The 16902-nt window shown below is 41.9% G+C and carries 16 protein-coding genes; 8 read left to right on the top strand and 8 right to left on the bottom strand.

Annotation, left to right across the window (positions count from 1 at the left end; genetic code table 11):
• Positions 1-57: 57 nt before the first annotated feature.
• Positions 58-1098: an NAD(P)-dependent alcohol dehydrogenase gene (locus PV403_RS01195; RefSeq protein ID WP_332083779.1), complete on the bottom strand. Its 1041-nt coding sequence runs from the start codon at positions 1096-1098 to the stop codon at positions 58-60.
• Between the two features lie 243 nt (positions 1099-1341).
• On the opposite strand from PV403_RS01195, the gene uxuA reads away from it, so the two are divergent.
• The gene (gene uxuA / locus PV403_RS01190) at positions 1342-2439 is read left to right on the top strand and encodes a mannonate dehydratase (protein ID WP_213533405.1); all 1098 of its coding nucleotides are present in this window, start codon (positions 1342-1344) and stop codon (positions 2437-2439) included.
• A gap of 5 nt (positions 2440-2444) precedes the next feature.
• The gene (locus PV403_RS01185; protein ID WP_213533545.1) at positions 2445-3299 is read left to right on the top strand and encodes an SDR family oxidoreductase; all 855 of its coding nucleotides are present in this window, start codon (positions 2445-2447) and stop codon (positions 3297-3299) included.
• A gap of 88 nt (positions 3300-3387) precedes the next feature.
• On the opposite strand, the gene PV403_RS01180 is transcribed toward PV403_RS01185, so the two are convergent.
• Both PV403_RS01180 and PV403_RS01175 read right to left on the bottom strand, forming a co-directional pair.
• Positions 3388-3777: a hypothetical protein gene (locus tag PV403_RS01180; protein WP_213533407.1), complete on the bottom strand. Its 390-nt coding sequence runs from the start codon at positions 3775-3777 to the stop codon at positions 3388-3390.
• Between the two features lie 29 nt (positions 3778-3806).
• The gene (locus PV403_RS01175) at positions 3807-4364 is read right to left on the bottom strand and encodes a TetR/AcrR family transcriptional regulator (RefSeq protein WP_306433094.1); all 558 of its coding nucleotides are present in this window, start codon (positions 4362-4364) and stop codon (positions 3807-3809) included.
• A 215-nt stretch (positions 4365-4579) separates the two neighbouring features.
• Here PV403_RS01175 and qac point away from each other — a divergent pair, with 215 nt between their 5' ends.
• Positions 4580-6130 carry a QacA/B family quaternary ammonium compound efflux MFS transporter gene (qac, locus tag PV403_RS01170; protein ID WP_213533411.1) on the top strand — a complete coding sequence of 517 codons (1551 nt, stop codon included), beginning with the start codon at positions 4580-4582 and terminating at the stop codon, positions 6128-6130.
• A 299-nt stretch (positions 6131-6429) separates the two neighbouring features.
• On the top strand, positions 6430-7281 hold the full coding sequence (locus PV403_RS01165; RefSeq protein WP_213533413.1) for an FG-GAP repeat domain-containing protein: 852 nt from the start codon (positions 6430-6432) through the stop codon (positions 7279-7281).
• A gap of 84 nt (positions 7282-7365) precedes the next feature.
• Here PV403_RS01165 and PV403_RS01160 read toward each other — a convergent pair whose 3' ends face one another.
• Together PV403_RS01160 and PV403_RS01155 are read right to left on the bottom strand one after the other, a co-directional pair.
• Positions 7366-8373 carry a glycoside hydrolase family 43 protein gene (locus PV403_RS01160; protein WP_213533415.1) on the bottom strand — a complete coding sequence of 336 codons (1008 nt, stop codon included), beginning with the start codon at positions 8371-8373 and terminating at the stop codon, positions 7366-7368.
• Between the two features lie 330 nt (positions 8374-8703).
• Positions 8704-9654 carry a glycoside hydrolase family 43 protein gene (locus PV403_RS01155; protein WP_213533417.1) on the bottom strand — a complete coding sequence of 317 codons (951 nt, stop codon included), beginning with the start codon at positions 9652-9654 and terminating at the stop codon, positions 8704-8706.
• Positions 9655-10018: 364 nt separating this feature from the next.
• Here PV403_RS01155 and PV403_RS01150 point away from each other — a divergent pair, with 364 nt between their 5' ends.
• From PV403_RS01150 to PV403_RS01140, 3 genes are all read left to right on the top strand, one after another.
• A complete protein-coding gene (locus tag PV403_RS01150; protein WP_191797318.1) occupies positions 10019-10936 on the top strand; it encodes an ArsR/SmtB family transcription factor in 918 nt (305 codons plus the stop codon).
• Positions 10937-11165: 229 nt separating this feature from the next.
• Entirely contained in the window at positions 11166-11912 is a 747-nt protein-coding gene (locus PV403_RS01145) for a threonine/serine exporter family protein (RefSeq protein WP_213533547.1), read from the top strand.
• Between the two features lie 69 nt (positions 11913-11981).
• Positions 11982-12419, top strand: coding sequence for a threonine/serine exporter family protein (locus PV403_RS01140; protein ID WP_332083324.1), 438 nt, complete (start codon positions 11982-11984; stop codon positions 12417-12419).
• Between the two features lie 44 nt (positions 12420-12463).
• On the opposite strand, the gene PV403_RS01135 is transcribed toward PV403_RS01140, so the two are convergent.
• Positions 12464-12961, bottom strand: a complete 498-nt coding sequence (locus PV403_RS01135; protein ID WP_213533551.1) for a GNAT family N-acetyltransferase — start codon at positions 12959-12961, stop codon at positions 12464-12466.
• A gap of 154 nt (positions 12962-13115) precedes the next feature.
• Complete coding sequence (locus PV403_RS01130; RefSeq protein ID WP_213533419.1) at positions 13116-13976, bottom strand: SDR family oxidoreductase; 861 nt, start codon at positions 13974-13976, stop codon at positions 13116-13118.
• Between the two features lie 219 nt (positions 13977-14195).
• Here PV403_RS01130 and PV403_RS01125 point away from each other — a divergent pair, with 219 nt between their 5' ends.
• Positions 14196-15287, top strand: a complete 1092-nt coding sequence (locus PV403_RS01125) for a M24 family metallopeptidase (protein ID WP_213533421.1) — start codon at positions 14196-14198, stop codon at positions 15285-15287.
• Positions 15288-15411: 124 nt separating this feature from the next.
• Here the strand turns inward: PV403_RS01125 and PV403_RS01120 are convergent, their stop codons facing one another.
• Complete coding sequence (locus PV403_RS01120; protein WP_332083323.1) at positions 15412-16806, bottom strand: L-cystine transporter; 1395 nt, start codon at positions 16804-16806, stop codon at positions 15412-15414.
• Positions 16807-16902 lie beyond the last annotated feature (96 nt).

Here is a 16902-nt window from a genome sequence, read left to right as displayed (position 1 = left end):
TTCATAAGGGACACCAGCACCTTGAAAATCATAACCCTCCATTTACGAATCTACATTCTACATTCCGTTAGGATAGACAACTACTTTCAAACTGCCGCTCTTGTTATGAATGGCCCTTTCCAAGGCTTCTTGTGTCTGTTCAAGTGGATATCGGTCGGTTATGAGCGTACTTGCAGGGATATCTCCTTTTGCAAGGAAACGAATGCCGTCCGGGTAGGTGTTGGCATAACGAAATACCCCGTAAATATCAATCTCGTTATCTGCAATAAATGGTACGTTCAGCGGGATTTCATCTTGTGCAGGCAGTCCTACAATCACGAGCTTTCCGCCGCGCCGAAGAGAAGCAAGCGCCGATTGCAATGCCCGGGGGCTGCCCGCGGTCTCCCAAGCTGCATCCACGCCTATACCCTCTGTGATCTCACGAATTCTAGCATCCGTATCTTCCTTTGCTGCATGGATCGCTTCCGTTGCTCCCATTCTTATCGCAGCATCCAAACGAATCTGTTCCAGATCAGAGACGATAATTCGGCTTGCTCCATATGATTTGGCAGCAGCCACTGCCATTAGCCCGACCGGGCCCATTCCCATAATGGCAACGGTGGAACCTGGGCTGAGTTTACAGCGTGAGGCAGCATGGATACCGACCGAGAATGGCTCCACCAGTGAAGCTTCTTCATAAGAAAGCTCATCTGGAATTTGGAACACAAAGTCTTCACGAATAGCGAGATATTGTACAAAAGCACCGTCTACCGGAGGTGTTGCTAAAAACTGAACCTCAGGACACAAGTTATATCTGCCTTCCTTGCAGTAACGGCAGCGGCCACACGTCACACCAGGTTCAATAGCTACACGGTCCCCAGCTTGTACACGGGTCACGTTCTCCCCTGTTCTCGCGATGATTCCCGCACATTCATGACCAAGAATGATTGGTTTTTCTACAACATAACGCCCAATTCTCCCATGTTCATAGTAGTGGAGATCCGAGCCGCATACGCCAACCGCCATGATTTTAACCAATACTTCATCTGGGCCAAGCTCAGGAACAGGAAGTTCCCTAATCTCTATATTTCCGGGCGTATTCATAACAGCTGCTTTCATAACTGATCCTATATCCTGCTCTACGCTTCGGTTTATTTCTATTTCCTTACTTATTCGAGATAATTGCATACTTCATCGCTCCTCTGTCTATTTTTTCTGCCTGCAATTAGATAAATGGATATAAATTGGAATTGCTTCTTTCATACTACCATACAAGTATGGTAGTATGATGAAGAAATGAGAAGTTTTTACTTGATACATATGTATTTTATCATGCACTTGAAGAAAGGTGGCTGCTTCGGAATGAAAATGGTATTCCGTTATTTTGGTCTCGGCAATGATACCGTATCGCTTGAGCAAATCAGACAAATCCCTGGTGTAGAAGGTATTGTATGGGCCCTGCATGACATCCCCGTTGGTGAAGAATGGCCTATGGAACGGATCGAGGAAATCAAATCTCAGGCTGATGAGTTCGGTCTTCATTTAGAGGTTGTTGAAAGCGTAAACATCCATGAGGATATTAAACTTGGACTTCCTTCTCGTGACCTTTACATTGAGAATTACAAGAAAACGATCGTACAGCTCGCTCAAGTTGGTGTGAAAGTTATATGTTATAACTTCATGCCCGTTTTTGACTGGTTGCGAACTGATTTGTTCAAAGCAGGACCTGACGGTTCCACTGCTCTATTCTATGAAAAAGCAAGAATTGAAGGACTAGATCCCTTTGATCTTGTAGGACAGATTACGCAAGATACGACGCTCACCATGCCTGGATGGGAACCGGAACGGCTTGCCCATTTAACAGACCTGTTCGAAGCTTACCGGAACGTAACGGAAGAAGATTTATGGAATCACCTTTCCTATTTTCTTGAGGAGATTATACCGGTAGCAGAGGCCCATGGGATTCGAATGGCAATTCATCCAGATGATCCGCCTTGGCCTATCTTTGGTTTGCCGCGCCTCATTACGAGCCAGTCTAATATAAGACGTTTTCTCTCCCTTTATGACAGCCCCGCCAACAGTATTACGCTGTGCAGCGGTTCACTTGGAGCGAATCCCGCGAATGACATTGTGTCTATGATTTACGAGTTTAAAGAGCGCATCGCTTTTGCTCATATTCGGAATATCAGAGTATTTGATAATGGTGACTTTATCGAAACTTCTCACCGTACAATAGACGGTACAGTAGATATTACGGGCATTGTCCAGGCCTATCACGACATCGGTTTTACCGGATACGCTCGTCCAGACCATGGAAGACAAATCTGGAAGGAACAATGCCGGCCCGGATATGGACTTTACGATCGTGCGCTCGGTATTATGTACTTATGGGGTCTATGGGACGCCTACAACCGAGTACAAGAGAACCAATCTTCCAAAAAAGAGGTGAGCAAGGTATGAGTACGATGCATCCGCAACCCCATCACACTGCCCTCCAAGATAAAGTTGTTGTCATTACCGGAGGTTCAGGTGTATTATGCCGTGTCATGGCTGAGGAATTAGCAAGACAAGGAGCAAAAATAGCAATTCTGAACCGGACTGCCGAAAAAGGAGTAGAAGTCGCTCAGTCTATTACGGAATCCGGCGGGACAGCAATCTCCATCGCTTGTGATGTAACGAATGAAGCGAGTGTAGTAGAAGCCGCAGAACAAGTGGCTTCACAGCTCGGTCTTTGCGACATTCTCATTAATGGTGCCGGTGGAAACCGCCCTACAGCCATTACTACGAATGAGATTTTCAAGCAGGAAGACGTAAACCAGCAAGATACGGTTTCTTTTTTTGATATGAAAGTAGAAGGATTTCGAGGTGTGTTTGATCTCAATATCGTTGGTACGCTGATCCCTAGCCAAGTTTTCACCAAACAAATGCTAGGCAAAGAAGGAACAAGTATTATTAATATCTCTTCCATGAGTGCCTACTCCCCTATGACAAAAGTTCCTGCGTACAGTGCTGCCAAAGCGGCAATCAGCAATTTCACGGAATGGCTCGCCGTTCATCTTGCCGAAGCAGGCATTCGTGTGAATGCTATCGCGCCCGGATTCTATCTTACTGAACAGAACGAAAAACTGTTACTTAACGAAGACGGAAGCCTTACTGAACGCTCCAACAAAATCATCTCCCATACGCCGATGCGAAGATTTGGTAAACCCGAAGATTTACTCGGTACTCTGCTCTGGCTTGCCGATCCGAATGCAGCTGGCTTTGTGACAGGAACCGTGATTCCGGTAGACGGTGGTTTTAATGCATATTCAGGTGTGTAATCATTCCTTTAAACTTTCATAAAACAAAAAGAGAGACCCGGGAAAATTTCCAATTCCGAGATCTCTCTTTTTCTATTTTATATGCCGCTTATTTTCCTATTGACTCATTTTCGTAATACGGAACAAGCTCATCCGGATCATTCGTTCTCAGCTTAATTTCATCATTCTCAAAGAGTAAGATTTGGGGATCTGTTTTTAATTCAAATAACGTTTTGTAGTCATATCGCTCATCTTGTTCAACATTTATAAACGAAACATGTAAAATGGGCTCATCCTTTTTAAGATTATTATTGATGTAATCTATATTTTTTTGTAATGATTCTCTATAAGAGTCTTCCCACGGTTTGCTTGTGAAAACGATAACGGAAACACCATTTTCTTGATCTTTTAAAATATGATTTGCTGCCTCTTCTGGATTAACTTTCGTGCATCCTGTCACAAAGATCATCATTATGCATAAAAGCAGAATTTTCTTCATGAGCTTAGCTCCTATAATTTAGATTCGTTTCATTCAACGCCTTTTAAAAATATGTGAGAAAAGCGCTTCATAAGCTCCATCCTCTTGTTCTTATCGATCTTTGGATTATAAGTAATAATTCCACTGACTGTGGCAGCTGCAATCTGAGCAGCATATTCAACATCTTGAATATGCCATTCATTTTCTCTATTTCCAGCACTAAAAATATCTAAGTATATCTCCACATATCGCTGTTCAAATTCTTTTATTTTTTCCTCAATATGTTTTGATTCATGTTCTCTAGATTGAAATTCCGTAATAGCTGTTTGCAAAGGATAGTAGGCATCCGTTGTAATCGATAATTCATTAAATAGATAAAACTTTTCTCTATTGCTCTGACACTTTTTCTCTTCCTCGTGCCATTCTGCAAACCACTTTTCATCTTCCATATTTATAATTTCCAAAAAGAGATTTTCTTTTGTTTTAAAATGATAATATAAATTTCCTTTACTGCTGCCAGCATATTTCACAATATCCCCAGTTGTAGTAGCATTATAACCATTTTTAATAAATAGCTCTTTTGCCACCTGTAGTATCTTTTCTCTCAAATTTTCCACTCCTACTGTGAAGAGATTAACATTGTTATTCATTATAGCACAAACAAAAACAATTCGTTTCTAGGGCTTATCCTACTGTTTATCCGTTTAAATTTAAAATAAACCACGCAAATTTCCACTTGAATAAACTACTTTTATTAGATATACTCCTTTCATAGACCGTACGGTCGGTTTGTAAAAATGATGATGAAAAGGAGAGCAATCAGATGGCTTCATTTTTTTCAAAAACGTCAGATATGATGACAACAAAGCAGAGGTGGACTGCTTTAATCGTTCTTGCAGCTAGCTTATTCGTTGTTATGATGGATATGACGATTCTTATTATGGCTTTACCTGACCTTGTGAGAGATTTAAATCCCACTTCTACTCAGCAGTTATGGATTGTTGATATCTATTCACTCATTTTAGCGGGTTTTATTATTCCTATGACGGCTCTAGCCGATAAATGGGGACGTAAAAAAGCTTTAATAACTGGTTTTGCTCTATTCGGCTTAGTATCTTTACTCATATTTTTTGCCGAAAGTGCATCATATGTAATCGCTATTCGATTTCTTCTCGGAATTGCTGGGGCTCTAATCATGCCAACGACACTTTCTATGATTCGTGTAATCTTTGAAAATCCTAAAGAAAGAGCAACAGCACTGGCTGTATGGTCGATTGTTTCTTCTGTGGGTGCTGTATTTGGCCCAATTATCGGAGGAGCTTTACTTGAAAAGTTTTCATGGCATTCAGCCTTTTTAATTAATGTTCCATTCGCTTTAATGGCTATCGTAGCTGGTCTATTCTTATTACCTGAATCACGCGTATCAAAATCACAAGCTCATCGCTGGGATATACCGTCTACTTTTTTATCCGTCGGAGGTATCATTGCACTTGTTTGGAGTATTAAAGAATTTTCAAAACAAGGGATTTCTGAATTCATACCATGGATTATTATTGTAGTTGCCATCGTTATGCTCATATTGTTTGTGAGACGTAATTTAACAAGTACGGATCCAATGCTTGATGTAAGGCTATTTAATAGTCGTCCTTTCGCAGCTGGAACGATTGCGGCACTAATGACTATGTTTGCAATGGCTTCTGTCCTCTTTTTAGTTGCCCAATGGTTACAAGTGGTTGAAGGACTTTCACCATTTAAAGCAGGATTCTATCTGTTACCAATGGCAGCAGGAGCCATGGTTTTCGCTCCAATCGCTCCGGGATTAGCCGCACGTCTAGGTGCAAAAATTGTACTACCCATTGGAATTGCGATTGCAGCTATTGGTATGTTCATTATGTATTTCTTCGGACATCCGTTAACATATCCAACCTTAGCTGTAGCACTAATATTAGTCGGAGCTGGTACTGCTTCGTTAGCGGTTGCTTCTGCTCTCATCATGTTAGAAACGCCAACAGAAAAAGCAGGAAATGCTGCTGCAATTGAAGAATCCATGTATGATCTTGGCAACGTATTTGGTGTAGCTGTTCTTGGGAGTCTTGCATCACAGTTTTATCGCTCCTATTTAGATATTGAAGCATTTTCATCTCATGGAATTGTTGATGAATTAGCTCATATCGCTAACGAATCCGTAGTAGGTGCTGTTGAAGTCGCTAAGATAACGGGCTTTACTAAGCTTGCTACGGAAGCTACTGCTGCGTTTAACGACTCTTTTGTAATAACAGCCCTATTAGGTGGAATTATAATGATGATCGTAGCAGTCATTCTCTTCATTCTAATTCCCAAATCACTTGATATTACGAAGAAAGATCATCATTAACAGATATCTCTTATGCAAAATTAGATATTTCACTGTCAAATACTTGTCTGCGATATCCAGTCCAAAATGATCATGTATCAAGAACACCCAATGGTTATTACTTGCAACTTGTAAACTATAAAGTTGTTTAATGATGTTATAAAAATATAAGAGCCTTGCTACAATTTTGTGTGTAGTAAGGCTCTTTAAAGTTGTTTAAATTTCTATATATGACGGTAAAAACATTTGAATCACCAGGGCACTCACCCATCATGAAGTTCGAACATAGGCTGTTGTAAAAAAGATGGAGGATCCTCTATATGATGATACATCCTAATCCATACTTCTACGCACCCACACAATGCTATCGCGCAGGTCTTCAGCCCTGCAGTCAAGCCGTATTTTCTCCGTATGCCACCTATACTTACGTTCTTCAAAACGCTCGTAACAAGCGTGCTCCATATGAGCATGAATCTCCGATCGTTACAGGTGACTTTACCGGGGATGGTACCGTAGATACAGCAAAGCTTGCTTGGAATAAAAGTGCACCTGACAGCGAATATGTAACGGATATTACTCTCGTGATTCGTAATGGCAGTACGGGAGCAGAAGCTTCTTTTCCTCTCCCGGAAAAGTCCGGTTACAGCCCTACTCTCTTTGCTGGAGATTTTACAGGGGATGGAATACCGGATCTATTTATCTCCATTCAATCCGGAGGTTCGGGGGCGATGACATATAACTTCCTCTATACTTATAAAGAGGCAGTGCTCCGTACTCTTTTTGATACCAATCCATATAACGAAGAGCAGAAATATACCGTAGAGTATCTTGATTATTACCGGGTGCGAGTAACGAGCTTAAATAACCGGCAATCGTATCTTATTGATATCTCCTCCCGCGGAAGTGACTACTTATCGGATATTTATAACGAGAATGGCAAGCTGAAGCAGCCTCTGCAAGGCGACGTCTTGCCCGTAAGCGGGGTATATCCAGTGGATTTTAATCAGAATGGAGTTTACGAACTTCTTATCTTCCAAGGAATTATGGGGCAGTATAATGCAGATCGGTTCGGATATGTTCAGAATGTTCTTACTTATAAAGATGGCGGGTGGAATGTTATGAACCAGTGGGTGGCTGTATATGGCACAGATCTCGTGGTACCTAAGCTATAAACGTCTCTTTAGAATATAATGAAGAGGACTCTCGTCCGATGTGCTCGGATAAGAGTCCTCTTTTTATCATGTGTATCTTCTGTGTTACCCTTTAACAAGCTCTTTTTGTTGTAGAGAAATAGGACCATCTGCAACAGGTGTACCAAAATTAGGCGTACCGTCTTCGTTCCAAGTGATAATTTGTGCTCTTGCATGACGATTTCCATCATACAGCGGGTCACCAATCGTCTCTTTGTAAGTTCTTGAATGGTAGATCACAATATCCGTCTCTCCATCTGGAGACGTAGTGAAGCTATTGTGGCCAGGGCCATATTGTCCATTCGCCTCACTCGTTTCAAAGACAGGTTCCTTATTCTTGATCCAAGAAGCTGGATCGAGCAGGTCTGCATCTTCAGAAGCAGTGAGAAGACCCATCTTGTAGTTATGATCTGTAGCGCTGGCTGAATAGCTGATAAATATTTTACCATTCTTCTTCAGTACAGCTGCGCCCTCATTCACTAGAAACCCAATGACTTCCCAGTCGTATTCCGGTGTAGTAATCATGGTTTGCTTGCCTTTAAGCGTCCATGGATTTTCCATTTCAGATATGTAGAGGTTAGAATTCCCTTTAATATTAGGATCTTGTTGTGCCCATACGTAGTATAGTTTACCTCGATGTTCGAAAGTCGTAGCATCCAGTGCGAAGCTATCCCACTCGGTCATAACCTGCCCCTTCTCTACCCATGTTCCTTCAAGTGGATTTGGAGATTCGTTCTCAAGAACGTACATCCGGTGACGGAAAGAGTGATCCACTTCTCCTTCTCTCGCTTGACCTGCTGCAAAATAGATATACCATTTTCCATCAATATAATGGATTTCGGGTGCCCAAATATTTTTGCTCATCGGTCCTGCTTCATATTTTCTCCATGCGACAACAGGTTCTGCTCCTGCTAGCTCCGCTAGTGTTCTTGCACGTCGTACTTCAATTCGGTCATAGGAAGGAACGGAACCTGTAAAATAGTAATAACCATCCTCGTGCAAGTATACCCAAGGATCTGCACGCTGGGCCACGACTGGGTTGTTCCACTGCATAGGATTCTGTTGTAAACTCATAGTTTATATCTCTCCTCGTAAATATTGTGTATACCATCTTATAAGGTTATTTCTTGAGATATAAGGAAGCGGACACGAATCACAGAGTTCTCTTCCCCATATCTTAAAAAAGCCTTCTCCCTTAACTGCTGTAAACGTATACATTGGTCTCGTGGAGAAGGCACCTTACAAGCGCTCAGGTAGGCCTAGCACTACTAGTTCCTATAAAAATATAACAATGTATAAATCACTTTGTTTGTTTTTATAATGTAACAAATATTAGAAGACTGTTCAACGTTTTTTTAAATCATTTTAAATAAATATAAACACAAGCATAAAAAACAGTGAATTTTAGTATTTCGGCCATCCATTCGAGTCCCAGTTCAGATCACTAATCAGCAGTTTAGGATTCCCATTGTCTTCTGCATCGTAAGCATGCCTTGCGATGATGTTCGTGCCGTAAATGTCTTGTCCGCCTGGACCTTTCCATTTATCGTTTCCCGTATCAAGGATCGTTCCACCGCCATTCAGCATATCGACACCATTCTTATCAACAAATGGACCGGTAATATTCTTGGAACGACCGTATACAATCTTGTACGTACTATTCACACCCTGGCAACAGCTGTCGATGGAAGCAAAAAGATAATAATATCCGTTTCGGTATACCATACTCGGTCCCTCAATCGCTCCGGAGTTCGAAGGTCTTGCTGCAATGGATGTGATGCTGCCTGTTGGCTTCATCGTATTCTTGTCAATCTTCGTCAGCTTAATTCCACTCCAGTAAGAACCGAACACCAGCCAAGGGTCACCGGAAGCATCGATAACCAAGTTCGGATCAATTGCGTTATAATTGTTAGAGGTTGTTGTTCTAAGGACAAGTCCATCATCTCTCCACTGCCCTGCACCTATGCTTGATGCAGAAGCTAGTCCGATTGCTGACTGATTAGAACCAAAGGAAGAAATGGAATAGTAGAGCCATACTCTGCCGTTGTACTCCTGAATATCTGGAGCCCATACGTCATTCGTAGTCTGTTTCGGGACATAGGTTTTCCACCACGAAGGCGGAGTTAAGAAAATCTGCGGAACCCGGTACCACTGAGTTCCATTATCCGATTTCAACACTTGAATCCCTTGACCTGTAGAAAAAGTATACCAACTGTTTCCTTCCTTGATGATACTAGGATCATGAACACCCGTATCTCCTGTTACATTCCAGAATGCAGCAAAACCCGTTGAGCTCAGACCAAATAGCGAACCTGCGAGTAGACCTGCAACTAACCATTTCTTGCCTTTTTTCATAATTACACCACCTTCATATGATTGGACTAACCTATTTTACTTTCCATTTATATAAAATAGTTTAGGCTTCCCAGATTATAAAAGCGTTTTCATTTTTTGACAAGGGCATTTTTTCCTTATTTTTATTTTTAAAATAATGGTTGTTCCCAGCTTTTTCATCGATTAGAATATGGTGAAGTAAGCCGCTTTGTAACGATCTATCCCTTTGGGGATAACGCTCTTCCGTTATTTCTTTTATGTAGCAAACTATTGTATGATTACTACTATATTGATTTTCGTCTCTTTAAAGTTATTTCAACTAAACTCGCAATGAAATGTGTGACCGCAGATGCCGTCTTTTTCATTGCCGGGAAAGGATTTTATCATGATCTATATAAAAGATTTAATGTCTGGAGTCCCCATCTTCAAAGCGCTTAGTTCGGAAGTTCGAATTCAAATTATAGAAATGTTGTCTCATCATCAAAGCCTCAACCTTAACGATATCGCGAATCGGCTTCAGCTTACGAATGGAGCAGTGACGATGCATATCAAAAAGCTTGAGGAGAGCGGCCTTATTAATATCAACACGGCCGTAGGTAAACACGGAATTCAAAAGATCTGTTATTTGAATGAAGATAAGCTAATGGTGGACCTTCGAAGTCAAGAAGTTCATAACCGCTATGAGGTAGAGGTTAAAGTTGGACATTTCAGCAATTACTATGCTGTTCCTACCTGCGGCCTAGCTACAAAAGACAGCATTGTTGGTGATTTCGATGAACCTCGTTATTTCGCTGATCCGATGCGAATTGATGCTGAACTCATCTGGCTGTCAGAAGGATTTTTGGAATACCGGATTCCCAACTACTTGAAATCAAATGAAACCTTCAGCGAAATTCAATTCTCCATGGAGCTGAGCTCCGAGGCACCGGGTTTTAATAATAACTATCCTTCTGATATTTACTTCTATGTGAATGGTATCGAGATCGGCTGCTGGACAAGTCCTGGCGATTTTGGTGATACAAAGGGTACATTTAACCCAGATTGGTGGCCGCCGCATCTGAACCAATATGGCATGCTGAAGCTGATTCGAATTAATGAAGAAGGAAGTTTTATAGATGGCTGCCGCATATCTGATGTTACACTCAGTCATATTGGTCTTCATTACAAGAGCGATATTCTTCTTCGAATTGCCGTAACAGAAGGAAACACGAACAAACGAGGACTCACTCTCTATGGTAAAAATTTTGGGAACTATAGTCAGGATATTCTCGCTCGTGTACTGTATAATATTGATCATTCATAACTCATAAATTATTGATCATTTATCATTCGTAAATTCCATGAATGCACGTATATAGCGCCTGCTTTCTTCACGATACCCCACCATCGGTATTGCAAAGAATACAGGCGTTTTGGCAGTTTTCGGTTTCTTATGGAAAATGAAAAAATTATGATACAATGTGTAATTAAACCTACATAAAGAAAGCGAGAGAACGATTTTGGACAAAGTGGAACCATCGATAACGACAGACATGAACGATATAACGACTAAAATTATCGAGGTGTGTTTGCTTTCCGGAAAAATTATGCTTCAAAGTGGGGCTGAAACCTACCGAGTCGAGGATACGATGATGCGAATTGCTTCCGCATACGGAATGCCACATTCAAATAGTTATGTAACTCCGACAGGAATTCTTTTCTCTACGGATTCACTCAGTCCTGCCAAAATCATTCGAATTTCAGAACGCACGACCGATCTTCACAAGGTGTCAGCTGTCAACAACGTTTCCAGAATGATTGGAAATCAAGAGCTAAATCCTTCCGAAGCTTATCATAAATTAAAAGATATCGAATGTTCTTCTGTTCAATTTAGTGTCCCGATGCGAACGGCTGCTGCTGCACTAGCAAGTGGCTGCTTCACGATTATGTTTCAAGGACAATGGGTTGATTTTTTACCTGCCATTTTGTGCGGAGGAGCAGGATATGCTGCCGTAAGTTTATTTCAGCGGCTTGTACAAGTTCGCTTTTTTGCAGAGTTCGTTGCCTCCTTTATTATTGGACTGTTATCCCTGTTTCTCGTCTATATCGGAGCGGGTAAAGAGCTAGACAAGATCATTATTGGCTCTGTCATGCCGCTTGTTCCGGGTCTTGCTATTACCAATGCAATTCGGGATCTGATGGCAGGCCATCTCGTATCGGGATTGTCCAAAGGGGCAGATGCCTTTTTAACCGCCTTTGCTATTGGGGCAGGGGTTGCGGTGGTATTTACCTTAATGTAAACCAAGGCGTTATTGTTCATATTATTTTATTAATCTGTGATGAAAAGAAAGCTGAGGTATTCAGGTGTTATGCTAATTCCGATCATCGAACAGGGGCTTACCAGTTTTATTGCCTCTCTCCTATTCGGCCTGATTTTTAACGCGCCCAGAAATATGCTCATTCCATGCGGAACGGTTGGCATGCTGAGCTGGCTTATTTATTTTGTAATCGAGCCGGGATACCAAGCCGTTTCCGCTACACTTGCCGCAACGGTAGTCATTGGTGTTATGAGCCAGTTTTTTGCTCGAAAATACAAACAACCTGTCATTATCTTTAGCGTAGCGGGTATTATTCCTCTCGTCCCCGGCGGTCTTTCTTATAATGCCATGCGTTATTTTGTACAGAATGATTATTCTACAGCAGTAGAACACGCAGCAAAAGCCCTGATTCTTGCAGGAACCATTGCTGTTGGACTGGTTTTGTCTGAAGTGCTTAACCAAGCCTTCCGAAGAAAAGTAAAGTCATAACAAAAAAACTCGCCTTTCTCAATTGAAAGAGCGAGTTTTCTTATTTAAGCATCCAATTTCTTGCCAAGGATGGCAAGATCGCGTTTTTTTCCATCAAGCACAGCGACTTCGGGATAGTATCCCCATTGTTCAAACCCAAACTTTTGCAATAACCGCAGGCTGGGTTCATTATGTCCGAATACAAATCCGAGCAAGGTCGTCACCTGAAGACGTGAACAATCTTGAATGATTTTTTCCATGAGCCTGCTTCCTGCACCGGTTCCCCGGTAAGCTTCACTCACATAAACACTGACTTCCACTGTACCATCATAGGCTGGTCTTCCATAGAAGGAACTCAGACTTACCCAACCTGCAATCTGGCCGTCCACCCTCATGACCCATAGGGGGCGCTTATCGGGCGTATGTTCTTCAAACCACGGAATGCGGCTCTCTACCGTAACGGGTTCCAAATCTGCTGTCACCATACGCCCCGCAATCGTAGAGTTATAAATCGCAACAATATCAGGTAGATCATCCCGCTGTGCATAACTAAATTCAATCATTGGTTCCTTCAAGTGTTGTCTCCCCCAGGTCTAGTATCTTACACCTTATCATCTCATCCTTTGGATAATAATTCCTAGATTATCAGAATCACCTGTGAGTGATCCATACGAAAATCGGCTTGATTCCATTAGGTACCAACCCTAGTTAATCGCTTCACTCTATCTCAATAGGTAGTCCCGTCTGCCTTGCACTCCAGTTCCATAAAAAAGCGGCTGTATCTTTATCCAGAGCATTCGGTTTTAGTTCCTGAATTTCTTGTTCATAAAAATATTCTCCTGTGATCCCTTTTACTTCAGGATGAACCGCCAGATAAATCGCTGTTCTTGCCCCCTCCTCTGGTGTAAGGAATGAAGGGATTTTTCGCACCATCGCCATAATGGCTGTTCCAAATCCAGTTGTACGATTAATTCCTATATTCGTTCCAACCGCTCCAGGATGCAATGCATTTACGGTTATATTCGTCCCTTGAAGGCGCTCAGCAAGCTCTCTCGTAAACAATATGTTTGCGAGCTTCGATTGTGAATAACTTTTAATCACATGATAACGCTTCTTCAAATTGGGGTCCTCCCGGTGAATCTTCCCTGCTTTATAAGCGCCTGAAGAAACGTTAATAATCCGGGCTTCTGCGGCTGCCTTAAGAGAAGGAATCAATAGTCGGGTTAATAAATAATGTCCTAGATGATTCACGCCGAGTGTCATTTCAAATCCATCCGAAGTCTCTTCTCTTCTTAAACAGATAACACCTGCATTATTAATAAGAACATCGAGTTTTGGGTGGGTGGCTGTAAACTCCGAGACAAAACTTCTTATACTATGTAAAGATCCTAGATCCAGCTTCATGAGTTCGATCTGTTTTGACCCTGTGGCCGTGATCGCTTCTTTTAGAGCTATACGTCCTCTTTCCTCATTTCTGCAGGCCATCACAACATGGTATCCCTGTAACGCGAGTTCCATAGAAGTGGCTAGTCCCATTCCTGAATTCGCACCGGTGACTATTGCTATTTTTGTATTCATTCCATTCATCCTTTCGGGTGGAAACAGACATGCCTTACTATTATCATACAAGAAACGAACCACAAAAGAAAACAAGTGATCAAGCAATACAATTCATGTAACAAGAGGTCTATGATAGAATTACAAGGAATCGATTTATTTATTTTTCTCTCTTTTGGGATTTTTGTAGAGAAGCTTTATAATAGATATTGATACTGAAAGAAAAGGCGGTAACGAATAATGACAAAACAACCTATCTCATTACTGAATCAAGCGATAACCACTCATGCACTAGACGGCGTTCTCATTACCGATCCAAAACATGTATACTACCTGACTGGATTTGCAAGCGACCCTCATGAACGTTTCCTTGGTCTTGTTCTGGTACAAGGGGAAGAGCCCACTTTAATTGTACCGAGCCTTGATGAAGAAGCAGCTTCAGCGGCTTCTACTGTAAAGAATATCGTCACTCATCAAGATACAGATAACCCTTATCATATCTTAAAAAAACACCTTCCTCGTACGATGAACAGTTTTGGAATTGAGAAAGATCATCTATCTTTGTCCAGATATGAAGAACTTGTTCAATATGCGGAAGCCAAAAATTTTGTGGATATCGGTCCTCTTCTTCGTGAACTGCGTGTTCGTAAAGCACCTCACGAAGTAGAAAGAATGAAAGTTGCAGCGAATATGATTGAAGAAGTGCTTCGCAGAGGACTCACTCACGTGAAAGAAGGCGTGACCGAGGTTGAACTTGTTGCTGAAATGGAATATCAAATGAAGAAACTCGGCGCTTCCGGTCCTTCTTTTGATACGATGGTTCTCAGCGGACCAAACACTGCACTCCCTCATGGTGTACCCGGCACTCGTAAACTTGCTTACGGTGACCTGCTGATGTTTGATATGGGCGTATATGTCAATGGTTATGCTTCTGATATTACCCGTACCTTTGCTTTTGGAGAATTATCTCCTGAACTTACTAAGGTATATAACACGGTACTAGGAGCTAATCTAAAAGGAATTGAAAGTGTAAAACCAGGTGCAACTTTAGCTTCGGTAGATTTGGCTGCTAGACAAGTAACAATTGATGCCGGTTACGGGGATCGATTCCTCCACCGTCTTGGACATGGTCTTGGTATTGATGTACATGAATATCCTTCTGTCCATGGTGCGAATCAGGAATTGTTAACCGAAGGAATGGCCTTTACGATCGAACCAGGTATTTATATCCCAGGTCTCGGCGGTGTCCGGATTGAAGATGAGGTTATTGTGACTGCAGATGGTGTAGAACTGTTAACAAGCTTCCCGAAAGAACTGCAGATTCTCGGCTAATCTGTAAATATACACTAAGCTAGACTCAGCTGTTATATATAGAAAATGAAAAAGGTGCCCCTTTTTACGAGTATCATGCTCATAAAAAGAGGCACCTTTTCAGGTTTATTTTACTAGAAACAGCTTACCCTTCGTGTGCTGAATCCAAATCAAAGTTCGCTTTATCGAAAATTTCTTGATCGTTTTCTTTCAGCATCTTACTGGATATAAGACCCGCTGTCATCGAACCGTTGACATTAAGTGCCGTACGTCCCATATCAATCAGTGGCTCTACCGAAATCAAAAGACCGGCAAGACCGACAGGAAGGTTCATCGTGGAAAGCACGATAAGAGAAGCAAAAGTAGCTCCGCCGCCGACACCGGCAACACCGAAGGAACTAATCATAACAACGAGTACTAGTGTAACGTAGAACTGCCAATCCATTGTTACTCCAACGGTAGGAGCAATCATTACAGCCAGCATGGCGGGATAAATCCCTGCGCATCCGTTCTGACCAATGGTTGCACCAAACGAAGCTGACAAGTTAGCGATCCCTTGGGAAACTCCAAGCTTCTTCGTTTGTGTTTCAATATTGAGTGGAATGGATGCTGCACTCGAACGAGAAGTAAAGGCAAAAACTAAAGTCGAAATAACTTTTTTAGCATAAGCAATCGGATTAAAGCCGAATACAGTAACGAGAATCAAATGAACAATAAACATTAGAGCAAGCGCTACATAGGATGCGATTACGAATTCCCCGAGCTTTAGAATCTCCTGGGCATCCGTTGTTGCCGTGACCTTGGTTATCAGCGCCAAGATTCCGTATGGTGTCAGTCTTAATACCAACGTAACAATTCGCATAACAACCGCGTATAACGAATTAACAAGTTTACGGAATGTATCTGCTTGTTCTGGTTTCTTACGATCCAGTCCAAGAACTGCTGCGCCTACAAAAGCAGAGAAAATAACAACTGCAATGGTTGAAGTACGGCGTTCACCCGTCATATCAGCAAAAGGATTAGTAGGAATGAATTCCAGTACCTGCTGAGGAATGGTCAAATCTTGAACATCACCAAGCTGCTGTTCGAGGCGATCTGCTCTCGCTTGTTCTGCTTCACCACTTTCGATTTGAATAGCCTCAAGACCAAACATCTGAGTAACTCCAATACCGATCGTTGCTGCGATTGCTGTCGTGATCAGGAGTGTTCCGATGATAGAACCACTCATTTTCCCGATGTTCTGATTGCCTTTCAGATTCATGATCGCCGAAATAATCGATACCATAATCAGCGGAGTAACAATCATCTGCAAGAGCCCTACATAACCAGACCCAATAATACTAAACCAGTCAACACTCGTTTTCACTACACCTGTTGTAGCCCCATATATAACTTGAAGCAGAATTCCGAATACCAGACCTAGTCCGAGACCGGTGAATACTCGCTTCGTAAAAGAAACATGTTTCTTTTGCATGCGATACAGGATGCCGACAAGAACCAACATCACTGCCACGTTGATAATAATCTGCAACGTTTCCATGATAACTATTTCCCTCCACATCATCTAATGAACTCTAACGTTCAGACTCGGTTATTGCTTCTGTCATATATCACCTATATATACCCCATTAATCCA

Source organism: Paenibacillus sp. GYB006 (assembly GCF_036577645.1).
Taxonomy (GTDB): Bacteria; Bacillota; Bacilli; order Paenibacillales; family Paenibacillaceae; genus Paenibacillus.
This window is presented reverse-complemented; position numbering and strand designations above follow the sequence as displayed.

Coding starts and splice junctions, on each gene's coding strand:
- PV403_RS01150 (WP_191797318.1), top strand. CDS start 10,019: ATGATCTATATAAAAGATTTAATGTCTGGAGTCCCCATCTTCAAAGCG.
- PV403_RS01140 (WP_332083324.1), top strand. CDS start 11,982: ATGCTAATTCCGATCATCGAACAGGGGCTTACCAGTTTTATTGCCTCT.
- PV403_RS01120 (WP_332083323.1), bottom strand. CDS start 16,806: ATGGAAACGTTGCAGATTATTATCAACGTGGCAGTGATGTTGGTTCTT.
- PV403_RS01155 (WP_213533417.1), bottom strand. CDS start 9,654: ATGAAAAAAGGCAAGAAATGGTTAGTTGCAGGTCTACTCGCAGGTTCG.
- qac (WP_213533411.1), top strand. CDS start 4,580: ATGGCTTCATTTTTTTCAAAAACGTCAGATATGATGACAACAAAGCAG.
- PV403_RS01165 (WP_213533413.1), top strand. CDS start 6,430: ATGATGATACATCCTAATCCATACTTCTACGCACCCACACAATGCTAT.
- PV403_RS01185 (WP_213533545.1), top strand. CDS start 2,445: ATGCATCCGCAACCCCATCACACTGCCCTCCAAGATAAAGTTGTTGTC.
- PV403_RS01195 (WP_332083779.1), bottom strand. CDS start 1,098: ATGAAAGCAGCTGTTATGAATACGCCCGGAAATATAGAGATTAGGGAA.
- uxuA (WP_213533405.1), top strand. CDS start 1,342: ATGAAAATGGTATTCCGTTATTTTGGTCTCGGCAATGATACCGTATCG.
- PV403_RS01125 (WP_213533421.1), top strand. CDS start 14,196: ATGACAAAACAACCTATCTCATTACTGAATCAAGCGATAACCACTCAT.
- PV403_RS01135 (WP_213533551.1), bottom strand. CDS start 12,961: ATGATTGAATTTAGTTATGCACAGCGGGATGATCTACCTGATATTGTT.
- PV403_RS01145 (WP_213533547.1), top strand. CDS start 11,166: ATGAACGATATAACGACTAAAATTATCGAGGTGTGTTTGCTTTCCGGA.
- PV403_RS01130 (WP_213533419.1), bottom strand. CDS start 13,976: ATGAATACAAAAATAGCAATAGTCACCGGTGCGAATTCAGGAATGGGA.
- PV403_RS01180 (WP_213533407.1), bottom strand. CDS start 3,777: ATGAAGAAAATTCTGCTTTTATGCATAATGATGATCTTTGTGACAGGA.
- PV403_RS01160 (WP_213533415.1), bottom strand. CDS start 8,373: ATGAGTTTACAACAGAATCCTATGCAGTGGAACAACCCAGTCGTGGCC.